Raw genomic sequence first — 15093 nt, 5'->3', positions numbered from 1 at the left:
CGGTCATGGTGATTGTCTCAGGGGTTATTCAATGACATATCCCGTTTATCCATCGCTAATATGTGTATCGACAGGGTTGGTATTGTTAGTGTCAGGATTGGTGTCAGTATCTTCGTTGGTGTCAGTGCTATCCGTATCTGTTCCAGTAGCGACACTGATATCAGAGTCAATATCACCGTGTGTCGTGTGGGCGTCCGCTTTCGTTGGGTCAGGAGTAAACTCGACATTCGCACCCATAGACATCGCTGGGACCTCAGACTCAAGCCACTCACGAAACCATTTTACACGCTTCAGCCGCTGATATGCAATACTTTCAGCAGTATCGGATACGACTCGTTCTTTCGCGTTACGTCCACGTTCAAGAACACGGTCAACCATCTCTGCAGCATCAGTATGTGTACGAGACTCATATCCCATCCGCAAGAGGATTAAGACGGTCCCATTCGCTCCAATTTTATCGAGGATATCTGCCTCGATAAGACTCTGTGTTTCGAGTGAGGTATCCGATAATGGACCTTGATATGAATGTTCAGCAACAGATTGACACACCTCATCAATAAATGATTGTGGAAGATTATCACAGGTTTGGAGATATTCGCGGGTCACGCGAGCGCCTTCCTCAGCATGAACTTCTTGATTCGCTTCAAGTTTAGAGATATCATGAAATAGTGCAGAAACACGGACAACGTCAATTGCTGCCCCTTCGCGATCAGCGATTGTCGTCGCTATCTCAATGACATTTTGAATGTGGTTAAATCGATACTCTGCACTATGCCATGGGTACCACCGCATCCGTCCACCATCTTCATCACCTTCAACGCTGGCAGCAAGGTAATCATAAACGAACTGCTGCATCCGCTCAAACTCCGTGTCAGAAATGGCGGATTCTTTGATTTTAACGCCCACAAAACCACCTCGGGTAAGTCATGCTCGGCATTTCAACCGGCAGGAGAGTCACGAATAGATTCATTACTCAAACGAATGGTTCTTCGGTTATTAGGCGTTACGACGAAATGACGTGAGCAGAGTGCATGTGTGTAACCATTCCAATACTGTGCCCCTCCGAGGACAAGCCCTGAGCCATTCGCCTTGCACGACTTGTAAATCGTATTGTATTTTATTATGACTGAAGAACATATATGATGTACAATTATATTAGAACTTTCACTGTTACAGTAATATGACAGATAAAAGTCAATGACCTCAATTCCTGTTGCGGATGACCTTCCAGTATATCTCTCACCGTTACCAGCTCAGATCGAGACGTTTGTACTTCAATATTCTTGGGTAGTCATTATGATCAACATTGCCGGTAGTATATTTGGATTCTGGTATTATCGGTTTCAGCTATTGAATACACCGTTGGCGATGTGGCCTGTTGTGCCTGACAGTCCGTTTGCGACGATGCTCATGGTCGGAAGTCTCCTATCGTGGCGACTTGGGCGGAATCGGAATTGGATACATGCACTTGCCTTTATTGGGAATCTAAAATATGGATTCTGGGTAGTGGCTGTTCAGATCTTTATTAATGATGCGCTTGTCAGTCAAAATCCGTATTACTGGTTTCTACTTATTAGTCACTTTGGAATGGGGCTACAGGCGTTTGTGATTTATCGATATGCAGAATTCAGTGTTCCCGCTGTCGGCATCGCCACCAGTTGGTTCGGGTTCAATGATCTTGTTGACTATTTTACGCCGATTATTGGAGACTATCATCACACATATTTTGGACCAAGACTTGCAAGCACCGGCGATCATAGTATCCCTGCGCATGATGTCGCCGCTACAGCTGCTGTCTGTTTAACGCTCCTTGCAATGTTTCTTGCATTTGCAATTCGTGCACGACGACTAAGTTCTGCGGTCGCTGGTAATGGTGGTTGAATATATTCACCTCTGTATGCTTGCTCGTGACAAGAAGCACTATTGAATTCATACACATGATATCAAAAAGATCAGTCAGCGCGACAACAAAGTTGAAAATCACCAACGCGTGTTTGCATGTCAGACCACCGATTGCTCACTACCAATAAGATAAAACATGATAGACTGCAAGGATGTATTTTGGATGTATTGTGAACAACCCCACCCTGCTCGCTCACGACTCGCACCGGTCGCTCCTTGAGGGTTGGGCTTCCTGTTTCTATAACGCGCTTTCCATCCACAACCTCGGAATTACCCGACGAGGTAAAGACCTCCTCCCGCAGGCTGTGAATGGAAAACACAATAACTGGGCAGCAACAGTGATTAAGACGGATATCTATCGTCTATATTGAGTCACATCCAGGTGAACGGGGAAAACCCCCTGATTAGAGAGCAGATTTTCAATCAGAAGGGGGTTGAACGTAATACTCCTGAGACAGATTATACTGATGATTATAATACATAGATCATCAATCATCAATAGGAGATAGTCCCGGGCGGATTCGAACCGCCGTCAACGGCTCCAAAGGCCGTTATGATTGGCCACTACACCACGGGACTACAGTTGAAATATATATGTGGTCATATGAAAAACCATCGAGTCCATTCGCAAAAACAGAGTTTTCTATATTCACTGAACGAGTTCAACCCGATCTTTACTGTAAATATATCATATAACTATGATTAGGTTACCGAAAGGATAGGCCGGTGTCTAATCAACGAGCGTTGATCATTGATATCTTTTCAAATTATCAGGAGGATACTGCACAGTGGTGCGTGAAAATGCAAAGTAAAATCCGATCTATATGTTGATTGGAAAGTAAATACTATCGAGGGGTTTAATCTGCACGTTGCTCGTTTGTATCGCTTAATTCAGTTGCAATATCAAGATAACAACATGCGTCAGTCTCAGGATCGAAACAATCGGGGCAGTCAGGGTGGCGATCGATGATCGTGTCAAGTCGCTCAGCGACAAGTTCATCAATTACTGGCTCTAGCTCATCTGCCTCTGTTCGGAATGACTCAACAGCAAGGATATTCGTGAGGAACCGCTCAATAATACAGTATGTTTCTAATGCCTCACGTGCACGCGCAATTCCCTTATCGGTGAGTGTAACACCAGTGTATTTTTCATGATCAATAAGACCACGAGTTTCAAGCTTTCCAATCATATCATTCGCGCTTGCCGGACTAATATCGAGTCGATCCGCAAGCACCCCAGTCGAGACTGGTCCGTTTTCGATTTGTTGTTCGAGGTAGATTGCTTCAACATACTGGTCTGCGGTATTCATTTGCGTTGCTCCATGAGGTTTGTGACAGCTTCAACACCCTCTGCTTCCTCAGCTTTGAGCCGCTTAAGTACATCAAGAAGTCGCTCGCGGTCGATGCTGAATGAAACATCAGAAGCCTGGATCGCTGTTAGCAGGTCATCATAAAATTTGTACGCCGTCTCTTCATTACAGAGTTGATCATAAAGCACGTCGTCAAAGTCCTCCAGTTCCGTTCGTCCATACTGCGTTTCAACGAGCGTCTCAACTGTATCGAATGCAATACTCTCAGCATCAAGCATATCAATTAATTTCTCAAGCTGGTCTCGATGACGCGCAGACTCCTTTGTAGCATCAATAAGTAATGTATTCAGGTTGTCATCGTTGTCGGTATTACCGCGAGCCGTATCATCTGGTACCGTTGTGTCGGCGGTAGTATTAATCGACTGACGATGTTTGGTCGCCCGAGCTTCGACGACCTCCTCAAGAACAATCCCAATCTGGAGTAATCGCACAAGTTGTCGGTCGGAGTCAACGCGTTGACCAACGCTCACGGATCTCTCCATGTTATATTGCTTATTACATTAGTTCTACGCTGAATCATATTGTCCAGATAGGTGGTTAATCCCTTAACAGTTGTTGACACAATTAACAACAATCGGTGATATAGTTATTATTGAAATAGATGTAGACACGGTCATAGATATACAGGAATGAGCGTGACTGCACCATGTGGAATCTTCTATGCGTCTATTAGTCGACACGGTCTCATGCGATAGATTAGCGAAATAATGATAAAAAACCGCGACGTAATTAATGTGCGCTACTCAAGCCGGTCCGAAATCAACTGTTGAAGATCGTCACGGAACTCGTCGACTGCAATCTCTTCAAGCACAGGAACAAAGAATCCCTCAACAAGCATATCCCGGGCAACACCTGGATCGATTGCCCGTGAAGTCATGTAGAATAGGTCCTCTTCATTAACCTGTCCAACAGTCGCTGAGTGTGATGCCTCGGTGTCGTGGTTGTTAATGATCAATTTTGGCGATGCATCTGCTTCGCTCTCGTCTGAGAGCATCAGTGTGTTTTCACGCTGATATGAGCTTGTACTCCACGCATCGCGACCGACATCTTGAACACCTTCATATACCGACCGCGCCTCATCGTCAAGAACACCTCGAGTCACCAAGTCTGCAGTTGTGTGTTCAGCCATATGCCAGACCCGAGCATTGACGTCAAAGTGTTGGTCTTCGTGACCGAAGAATGCACCAACAATCTGAGATTCAGATGAATCCCCATTAAGATTGGACTCGACATCACTACGAGTCAGTCGAGACCCGAGATTTCCTTCGATCCAATTGACCGTCCCGTATGTGCTAACATCTGCTCGTTTGAGGGTGTAACTGTATGTATTGTCCTCAAGCGTCTGCAATGACCCATACTGTACGTACGAGTTCTCTCCAGCAGCTATTTCAACCAAGTTTGAGAAGTATCGCGAATCAACATCAACAGATGCTGAACCGGGTTCAATACTCTCAAGAATCGTTACTGATGAGGACGGCTCACTGATGACAAGGGTGTGGCTGAATAATGACCGTGAATTCATCTCCGCACGTACCTTCACGTCCTCAGCATCGACACCCTCTGGGACATAGACGACAGTCCCCGTGGTGAAGAGTGCCGTCGAGAGTGCTGTCAGGTAATTTTCATCGAATGCAACTGTTGATCCAAATGCAGATTCAACAACATCGGAGTGTGTGTCAACTGCTTCTGCAAATGGCAGTACTTTGACTCCCTCGGCGGTAACACGAGAGGTTTCATCGCTTTGATTAAGCGGGTCAACCAGTGTTTCGAAGTCGAGAGATTCTAGATCCGTCCAACGACGCCCTGGTGTCTTGATGACGTCTGGAAGGTCGAGACTCTCGAGTGACTCCAGCGCTTCAAGCCGCGTCTGAAGAAGCCATTCTGGTTCATCTCGCCGTGATGAAATTTCGCGAACCGTATCCGCAGAGAGATCCGCAGGGAGTTGTGTACTCATTATTACCCGAGACTACCTTCCATCTCAAGTTCAACGAGTCGATTCAGTTCGACCGCATACTCGATTGGGAGCTCTTCAGTAATCGGCTCAATGAAACCTGAGACAATCATCTGTTTTGCATCATCATCATCAAGACCTCGGGATTGAAGATAGAACACATCCTCATCTCCAATCTTCCCAACTGTAGCTTCGTGAGCAACATCAACAGATGACTCATTGATCTCCATATATGGCATCGTGTCAGACGTTGACTCATTGTCAAACATCAGTGCATCACATTCAACAGCTGTTGAGGAGTTCTCAGCGCCGTCTGCAATGTGAACAAGTCCGCGGTAGTTCGTTCGACCACCATCTTTCGAAATTGACTTTGACTCGATGGTTGACTTCGTCTCAGGAGCGTTGTGATAGACTTTCGCACCAGTATCAATATCCTGACCGTCACCGGCAAACGCAATCGTAATATGGTTATCAGATGCACCACGACCCTTCAACACAGATGACGGGTACAGCATCGTTGCCTTTGATCCCATTGATCCGGAAATCCATTCCATCCGACCTTCAGACTCAACGATTGCTCGTTTCGTATTGAGATTATACGTATTCTTTGACCAATTCTGGACAGTAGAGTATTGAACGTGAGCATCTTCGCCGACGAAGACCTCAACACCACCAGCATGAAGATTGAACGCAGAGTATTTTGGTGCTGAACAACCTTCGATGTAGTGGACTTCTGCACCATCTTCAGCAATAATAAGTGTGTGCTCAAACTGACCCATACCCTCGGAGTTCATGCGGAAGTATGCCTGTACAGGCATCTCAACAGTAACGTCCTCAGGTACGTAGACAAATGATCCACCAGACCAAACAGCGCCGTGAAGCGCAGCGAACTTATTATCGCTTGGTGGAACAGCCTTGGTCATGAAATGTTCTTTGAGCTTCTCAGGATGCTCTCGAACAGCCTCATCCATATCGCAGAAGATGACGCCTTTTTCTTCCCACTGTTCTTGCATATTTTGATAGACAACCTCGGACTCATACTGTGCACCAACACCTGAGAGTGCATTTTTCTCAGCTTCTGGAATCCCGAGCTTGTCGAAAGTATCCTTAATATCATCAGGAAGTTCCGTCCAATCATCAACACCAGCGCGAACGTCAACGTCTGGTCGGATGTATGGGACGATTTCTTCGACATCAACCTCGCTCAGATCAGGTGCTTCCGGCCAACTTGTCGGCATTGGCATCGCGTTGAATTGCTCAAGCGCACGGAGTCGGCGCTGGAGCATCCATTCAGGTTCGTCTTTATCCTCAGAGATCAGTCGGATCGTCTCTTCGGTAAGTCCTTTTTCAGTTTTGAACGCTGAGGATTCCTCTTTCTTAAAGTCAAATCGTGCTTCGGTGTCAGTATCTTGTAAGTGATCTTGTTCAGAACTCATTGTTATATGTCAAGTGCTGCATCGGTATTAGTGTTGATATCGCTCGGCATTCGCATCGTCTGATCGGTTTTATGCTGTCTCATAAACTTCTTTCCGGACCCAATCATACCCATCATCTTCGAGTTGTTGTGCAAGTGACGCATCGCCACTTTTTGCAATTTTTCCGTCAAGCATGATGTGAACGTGATCGGGCTCAACATAATCGAGAATTCGTTGATAATGCGTAATCTGGAGAATTCCTGTACCTTGCTCATCGCGAAGTGCATTAATTCCCGAGGAGACATCCTGGAGTCGATCAATATCAAGTCCAGAATCGATCTCGTCAAGCACTGCAACAGCAGGTTCAAGAATTGCTGCTTGAAGAACTTCATTCTGCTTTTTCTCACCACCAGAGAAGCCAGCATTAAGATATCGCTGCATAAACTTCTCATCCATATCGAGAAGCTCCATTTTTTCATTGAGGAGCTGTTGGAATTCAGCAACGCCAATTTCGCCATCGTCAGTCGGACCCTCCATTGGTGAACTCTCATATCCTGCCGCATCATCGGCATCGAGTTCTTTTTCTTCTTCAGCCTCGTCCTTGGCTTCGTCTTCGTCTTCCTCAAAGAGCTCTTCGCGCTCATCGAGCTTGGCATTCAACGCTGTCCGGAGGAAGTTCGTCATCGTGACGCCCTCAATTTCGACTGGGTACTGGAAACCAAGGAAGATACCAAGTGCAGCCCGTTCGTTCGGTTCGAGATCAAGGAGATTCCATGTTCGATCCTCATCACCTATTTCAATGTCCTCTCCAAACTCATTTTCTTCAAGTTGTAACAGCACTTCACCACCGGTTACTTCATATGATGGATGACCGGCGATGACTTTCGCTGCTGTTGATTTTCCGGAGCCGTTCGGCCCCATTAATGCGTGTATCTCGCCAGAGTTGACTTGAAGATCAACGCCTCGAAGGATTTGTTCACCATTCTCTTCTGCGACACGTGCTTGTAGGTTATTAATTTCCAGTGTTGCCATTTTGATGTCGTTACCTCCTACTCTAACGATGACGCGTGTCACCCATAATGGTTACGGATTTACCAGTGCACAATTTCTCTGAGAGAAAAATTATTTGTATAACACCAAAACCCCGGATAATATAGATGCGAATATTGAATTATACTTTCGATGATCATACCGATATATACTCGCTTTTGAGAGGCTGGCGTGTTAATCTGTGAAATTCAATAAAATCACGCCTTTTTATGTACTAGATAATCGATAATATCGATTTGTGTTGTATGCGTCTTGATGCACTCATATATCATATCCGAGTACATTTTATGTAGAATGTCCAATGAGCATCAGACAGTATAATTCCTGAAATTACCACGGAATGAATGATATTCAAATAAAGTTGCCAAGACCGGTTTGTTCCTGTCCAGATTTTATTTCATTCCATGACATACCGAGGGCCTCAATGATTCGTTCGATAGGTCCCTTCAGTGTCTTTTCAAGCATAAGATCCCAGTCAACGGCAAACGCATCAGGGATTTGATCTTCATACTCAAAGCAAATGACATCAGGATCACGTTTAAACTCACGATAGAGACCATGACGCTGCGGGTCGAATTTACTGTCAGTCTCCATCTCACGGAACCATGATGGGTGAACCTTTCGAAGATACACACGCTTTGGTTTTGACCCTCGGCCGAAGTTTGTGCCCAAGAATTCATTCGCATACTTTGCCCCACGTACTTGTGCAGTTGCTGTGTCATATGATTCTAAACGTTTACCAATCCCACCAGGGATACCAATATCTTCAAGCGGAACATTGCCAGATTCGAAATCATTGATAATATCGGTTAAGTATTCACTGATGCTGTCTGTCCCCTCGCCATGGACAATCATCTCAATGACACGACGCTGGACCTCTTTCGTAATCGGTGCAATATCTGATCGCTTATACTCAAATCCAGTGATATCAATATCGTCGACATCTTTTCCTTCCTTCCAGACAATGTGACCTGCATATCGTTTTTTCTTGCCAGCTTGGAAGAACCGTCGATAAAGTTTTTCAAACTCAATTTCAAATCGATGTCGAACTGCATCGAGTTCTTCGCGAGCAAATTCATCATAGGAGTCGTTGATATATTCTTCAACCTCAAATGACTGCTCAATCGCCTCCTGCTCGGTTATATCATCGCCAAGTTCCAACATCACTGAGTCGGTATTATGTAGCACAAGCCCACCGAGTCCATCAACGAAGTTCTGGTTTGTTGCGACACTAAGATCATATACATATCCAGAGTGGGTTGTCTCAGTGAGAGTAGGAGTACACCCAGAGGGTGACGAATTATTGATGTGTATCGTGTATGCACCTTTTGTATCTTGCTTCGATATGGTGTACGACTGCCCACACTGTGTAAGCAACATCGACACACCGGCGGCGAGTTCACGATTAGTGGTGATAAACTCATTTTCCAGTAATATCGGCTTATTACTCTTCTGGGGACGTCCCGACACGCCATCCGATTCGGGGGTGGACTCTGCTTGTATTAGATGCCGTATAAACAACGATTGTTCAGCAGCTGGAAGATGATACACAATCGAAGGAATTTGTTTGGTATGTGCTGGATGACCAGCGAACGCGCTGATGAGTGCCGTAGCGAGTGTCGTCGGTATATGACACGTAAATCCTGAATCAACAGTGTTAGTATTGCTTTCGGCATCTACTGTGATACTAGGTGTGATATGTGTGAATAACTGATCAGCATCTGCCGCACAGGTTTTTAATGCTGATTCTTGTGGTCCTGTGATATGTAGACACCGTCCACGTTCAGTTGTCGTAATTGTCGATTCACTCCAGTCGGACAGATAGACGGCAAGAAAGCGAATAAGTGCATGCCCTGTATCACTGCTTAAATCGATATATCGTGGAATTGTAGGTATCGAATCATCTCTATGTTGTTGCTTATCTGTAGTGTCAATCCAGACATATTCGTCATTGGCGTGAATGCAATCTGCAGATGGAAGCCATTTGTCGGGTTCAGTATCACTTCCAATCTGTGCTTGTGTGTCTGTCGTCAATGTCTGATATATATCGATTGTTTCGACTGTCTTGACCGGGGCTATATTTGGGATTGGAAGCGGCTCATCAACATTTTCGGGAGATGTTTCGACATATCCTCCGTCATCAGCAGTGATATAAGAATGATCACGAGTTGTTGTTGATTCACCATACTCATGCTGAAGCGTGAGGATTTCTTTGTCTGTTTGATGACGAATTATTTGATCAATTGGTTGCCACTCCGTCTCACCAGTATCACTTAGCGACAGTGCTTCCCACTGGTCGAGGTGACGTCGTTCCTTTGGAAATTCAGAATTCCCACTCGGTGCCCCATCTGCAGTGAGACGTATGTTTTGTTCTGGTGCTGTCGCCTGCTCAAACAGCAATTTAATCGGAACGATCTGGATATAATCGCTTGGATCTCGAACGACAACCGGACGGTCACCAGTGACGCTATCTCCATAAATAACGCTCTTATCGAGATCACTTGCCGCATCAGCGGTATGTTCAATCACATCTCTTCCAGTTGCAGTCACCGCTGCTCCCATCTCTTTATCATACAGTCGGAAGCGGTCCCAGCCAAGAACACCATATAACGAATTACCAGTCCATTGGAACGTCCCGTTCCGTCCAGCTAGAAGTGTCTGATTGTCCGCAACAGTGACACAGTAAACTCCGTCCTCAGCAGTGCTTTGCCGACCACTGTGAGTCAAAGTAAACTCGGGGTTCGCCGTTTCAGTACACTCAATTCGCCACGATTCATCATTGATATAATCATAACGTGCGACAATCCCAATATGGACGCATAGCCGGAGGATATCATCACGCAGATCTTCACTTGAGGTATGATACTGGTATGAATCATCATTCTTGACGCCAGATCCATTGATAATCGCATCGAAGAATGCTCGCTTTTGACTTGCAGAAGCATCGAAAATGAATTCAGGAATATGCTTGTTCTTCTCCGTGCGCCCACAGGTTGTGTCAAACAATTCAGTCCAGACATGACTGACAAAATGTATTTTTTCATTATCGGCCTGCCAGTCAACGCCCAATTCATCAAGCAGCATCGTGAGTTGCGTCCGTGCTTTTGCATTCGTCTGTGAGAGTTGCAGGTAAACTCGGTCGGAGCCGTTCTCAGTACGTGATACCCTTCCAGTAGCGACATACCAGCCAATAAGCGAAACGAATGTATCAGAGTCAACACGACGTGTCACATTGTTGTGATTGATATCCGCTGTGGCTGCAGTGGTCATTCCTCCATCAGAAAGGACATTATAGGTGTCAGATTGCTCTCGAAGTAGAGCTATCAGATCAATATACGCACCGAGTGAGTCAGTATGGTCGACCGACCAACCATGTGGGAGTTCATATCGTGATGCTATATCAAGATTGCCAGCTTCAATGAAATCATAATCGTTTGTAGAAGTCGTATCTGTTCCGGTCGCTTCAACAAGCATCCGGTGATTTGGCGTTACACGAAAATCAATCTCATTCGTCTGAATATCAATGAGATCCCCCTGATAGTCCGGATACTCATGTGTCTGTGTAACCGGTTTTATTTCCATCTGCATTGTTTCGGGATTGAGTGAGTAGACAGAATCGCCAACAGTAAGATCACGGATGTTTCGGACACCATTCGGTGTGAGGACATTTGTGTCAGGTGTGAAGCAATTCATGATGACCTTCACAGCGGTCTGTTGTCGGTCATACTGCTCATACACTGACTCACCGGGGTCATACTCATTCCGGAGTGACTTTTTCTCCTCGCGCTCTGCGAGAAGATCATCAATCATCTCACGAATAATGCCATCTGGCGATCGTCGGAAATGAGTTCCATTCGGTGCACGGAAGGTATCACCATCATAGTTTTTTGGATCGACTTTTGTTTCCGGAGAGGCGTTGATTGTAGTCATTGCCATCGGATAGAGACTCTTCAGGTCCAGAACACCGACCATCTCTTTGACACCAGTTGCGGGATCAAAGACTGCGCCTCCCTCATAATCTTCAGCGTCAGTCCGTCCCTTTGATGGAAGGGCGAAGCGGTCATGTGCTTCATGAAGGATATAGATATCAACGGTGTCACCCGGTGTTGTTGCATCTTCGAGTTTACACCCGACAAAGGACCGCACCTCATCCCAAAAAGCAATGATATCCTGTTTTCGATCAATTTCAACACACAATTCAACATCGCGAAGATTATATTCAAGCAGTTGCTGTGGATCCTGTTCCCAAAGATCACCGATATCACCAGGATAGCGTTCTTTTCCAACATCAAGTTCGAGTTCGCCAACCGCATCTAATCGGTATGACTCTAATTCGGTGAACTGCGTCCGCTTATATGCATAAAGCAAATCAAAAACGACTCGACCCTTAATGTTTGGACCACCCCACCCACTTCGCCATACCTCATCAATCCGTGAGAACCGCTCAGATGTTAGGGTATACTCAGATTGTGGGTTGATGACCTCCATTCGGTCAAGGAAATATGGTACATCAAAGTCATCGCAATTATGAACTAAGCAATCATCAGCAACAAAATTGTGTGTTGTTGTTTCAATATCGTATGTTGTTTCAGTCCCGTTGAGAGTTATCGCTTCAATTTCGACAAAGACGTACGCATTCCAGTCATCATCATAATCACTGCTGTCAGGTTGGGCCGCGTAGGATTTATTTTGAGGTCCATCATCGCTAAATTGTCGTATGTTAGCTTCATCTCTACTCAGACCAATCGAGGATGCCTGTGAGTGTTTTAATGAAGAATCACAGACAGTATCGATCTGTGTTTTGACATAGTCAATGGTATCTGAACAGCGCAGACGTGGAAGAATGGCATCAGATAATCGCTGGAGGTCACACGCGTTGTTCGCGATGTGGACAGCATCTGCTTGGTGTTGTGCGTAGATGCCAAGACGTCTATATAATCGTGCATACCACCTGGCAATAGAGGCGGACTCTGTTGTAATCGTGAGGTTTGATGAAGTAGTTTCATCCGTTTCACTGCCATCGAGTGTCCCTGCAAGGAACTGTGCGATATGTGATTTCGGCATCTCATAGATTGCTGAAAAGTCAATTGCATGAGCACCAGGACTGACTAACCCTCTTAGAGAGCTAATTACCTCGGTGAGAATCGAATCGGACTGATGCTGAGTATTAGCAGGACTGGGGCTACTCAAGACTGAATCATCAATTAGTGTAGCCTGTGAAACTGGTGTAATGCCATCCTGCCGTGGTGTTATTCGATTATGTAGCACACGCCCGATAGCATACAGGTCCTGTTTAGTAACAGTGCGGTTCAGGTCAAGCGTATTATTAGTTGTCTCATTACGCTGCTTTTGATCTCCACCGTCTGCCATTGAGAGTGTAGCGGTGTGAGCTATTGACTCTCGGGGATTCGATGAGTGGATATTCATCGATCTTCCAGTGGAATCCAACGCATCCACTTCTAACGTATCTATAATGTTAGCGGACTCAGAGGAAAGCAAATTATTGATTATTGGAATAGTCGGATCATCAACCGGCAATTGTCGTGGTTTGAGCACATACTCTCCTTGTTCAATATCACTGCCGCTCTTCCAACCAACAGTGTTGCTGTCGCTGATCATGATCCGATGATCACCAGAGGATCGAAGAGACGTACCATCTGCGAGAGAGAATTCATAGATCTCTCTTTCGCTCTTCCATTTGTTCGTCACTGTTGCGGTCACTGAGCGCTGATCGGTTGTACCGATAACATTATCACCAATCTCGACTGCATGAATTTCCGTCTCAGTTCCATCAGCCATCTGAATCCGAGCGTCCGATGGAAGACAGTTCCAGCCGGTTAAGATGTCGGGATCGGTCTGCTCAATATATGAGACGAATGCATCAAGCATCGCATCCTCGCGGTTGAATGTTCGAACATCAGCAGTTGTGTCTGAGCGAATTGCATCATCCCGATCGAGCGAATCGGGTGGATCAGTATCCTCTGCCGCATTTGGTGCGTTATAAAGCCATGTGATATATTCATCACGCTCGGAGTCATGACTCGTTAGACAGACAATTGGTTCCTCACCATCCTCAGGAAATCCTGACCGGTCATCAACCTCAATATCAAATGTATTGACACGAAGATTTGCCTCAACATCAACGGGTTCAATTTCAGTATGAGGAATCTGAATCGTCTGTGGTTTATCAGCAAGCCGTCGCGCTGGGACTCGAATGCCACTTTTGATATCTTTATCAATCAATAGTCGATTTGGAAACAGAATATCTGCTTCATAATGATCGAAGTCATCTCTGATCTGTCCAACATCTCGCGGCGTTCGTGTGCAGATCTTCGTCAGTTCCTCACCACGGATACTCTCATATCCTGATTCGGTCCGTGTAATTGCATCATTATCAAGTAAGTCATCATTAAGCGATTCGGTTGGTGCATAAAAATATGGCTCAAATCCAAGCACTCGTACATGATGAGCAGTATCATCAGCCGTCCGTCCGAAAATATGGACAACGGGATATTCTTCATGACCAGCACGCTCAACGCTATAGTTGACTTGCGTGACAAGTAACTCAACGCTCCCATCTGCATCAGGAAAGCGGACCTCATCAGCGTCGACAATTGCAGAGACATGCTGTGTATCTTTACCAGCCACCGCAAGGGCCTCTGCATCGGGCCGGGCGTTGGATGTGCCGGCACCGCTATCAGCGGCATCACTCCAGTTGTCTGAAAGCCCTGCCTGTTTCATGTCGATTGTTTTGGCACTGTTGGCTAAAAACTTCGGCATTTATCGATCCAGTGTATACACCAGTGACGTTGTCGGTCGGTTTTTGAGGTTAATTTACAGTGCAGTAACAACTGCTAGTCTGGACTTACCAGCAGATATCTATCGAGTGTGTATATTGAACTGCCACAGGTGACCCGTGGCGTCCGCGTGTTATCCCACATTAGTAATTCACTCTGCACTTGTCGTTGGGTCCGTGTGGAAGCAGTAATGTCCGAATACCCGCATTATGTCCGTGGAGATGAAAGTTGGCGGCTTCACTCCCGCTCAATGCAACTAGACTCATAATGTATTACAGCTTTTGATTATAGGTGCGTGGACATTGTGAAGCAGTTATCTTGGCTTTCGTACTGAAAAACTCGGGTTCTGGCAGATTGAAACTATGTATTGTGAGAGTAGCGTACGCGACTTATCTACAGATTAACAGGCAGAGTGCCTCGGGGCTTGACCCCGAGGGTGAATGCCGTCACTATATGCCACAAATTTAAATATTTCTAGCGTTGGTATGGCGACAACCACCAGAAACAACCCATCAAAGTATGGAAATGAAGACCTCATTTCCTTCGCTGGTCGTTTGACAGTTTGGAAATGTGGCCGCTCTCAAAATCCGCTACTATGGTGGTGCGAC

The 15093-nt window shown here is 45.7% G+C and carries 6 protein-coding genes, 1 tRNA gene and 2 pseudogenes; 1 reads left to right on the top strand and 8 read right to left on the bottom strand.

Annotated elements, in window-relative coordinates:
- Positions 1-240 precede the first annotated feature (240 nt).
- A pseudogene (locus HQRW_RS03905) lies at positions 241-906 on the bottom strand (HD domain-containing protein); the annotation flags it as partial.
- 291 nt (positions 907-1197) lie between these two features.
- Here HQRW_RS03905 and HQRW_RS03900 point away from each other — a divergent pair.
- On the top strand, positions 1198-1881 hold the full coding sequence (locus tag HQRW_RS03900; RefSeq protein ID WP_014555541.1) for a DUF1405 domain-containing protein: 684 nt from the start codon (positions 1198-1200) through the stop codon (positions 1879-1881).
- Between the two features lie 527 nt (positions 1882-2408).
- On the opposite strand, the gene HQRW_RS03895 is transcribed toward HQRW_RS03900, so the two are convergent.
- From HQRW_RS03895 to HQRW_RS03865, 7 genes and pseudogenes are all read right to left on the bottom strand, one after another.
- Positions 2409-2481, bottom strand: a tRNA-Gln gene (locus HQRW_RS03895).
- A gap of 278 nt (positions 2482-2759) precedes the next feature.
- Entirely contained in the window at positions 2760-3212 is a 453-nt protein-coding gene (locus HQRW_RS03890; RefSeq protein ID WP_014555540.1) for a metal-dependent transcriptional regulator, read from the bottom strand.
- Positions 3209-3742 carry a rubrerythrin gene (locus tag HQRW_RS03885; protein WP_049892257.1) on the bottom strand — a complete coding sequence of 178 codons (534 nt, stop codon included), beginning with the start codon at positions 3740-3742 and terminating at the stop codon, positions 3209-3211. Before HQRW_RS03885 ends, HQRW_RS03890 begins: the two co-directional genes overlap by 4 nt.
- Positions 3743-4011: 269 nt before the next feature.
- Positions 4012-5226 (bottom strand): Fe-S cluster assembly protein SufD, encoded by a 1215-nt coding sequence (gene sufD / locus HQRW_RS03880; RefSeq protein ID WP_011570986.1) that lies wholly within the window; start codon positions 5224-5226, stop codon positions 4012-4014.
- A 2-nt stretch (positions 5227-5228) separates the two neighbouring features.
- On the bottom strand, positions 5229-6659 hold the full coding sequence (gene sufB / locus HQRW_RS03875) for a Fe-S cluster assembly protein SufB (protein ID WP_011570985.1): 1431 nt from the start codon (positions 6657-6659) through the stop codon (positions 5229-5231).
- 69 nt (positions 6660-6728) lie between these two features.
- Entirely contained in the window at positions 6729-7670 is a 942-nt protein-coding gene (locus HQRW_RS03870; protein ID WP_014555538.1) for an ABC transporter ATP-binding protein, read from the bottom strand.
- A 369-nt stretch (positions 7671-8039) separates the two neighbouring features.
- A pseudogene (locus tag HQRW_RS03865) lies at positions 8040-14366 on the bottom strand (DNA polymerase domain-containing protein); the annotation flags it as partial.
- Between the last annotated feature and the right edge of the window lie 727 nt (positions 14367-15093).

Source organism: Haloquadratum walsbyi C23 (assembly GCF_000237865.1).
In the GTDB taxonomy this organism is placed as follows: Archaea; Halobacteriota; Halobacteria; order Halobacteriales; family Haloferacaceae; genus Haloquadratum; species Haloquadratum walsbyi.
Note: the sequence above shows the minus strand (reverse complement) of the source record. Positions and strands in the feature narration are given on the sequence as shown.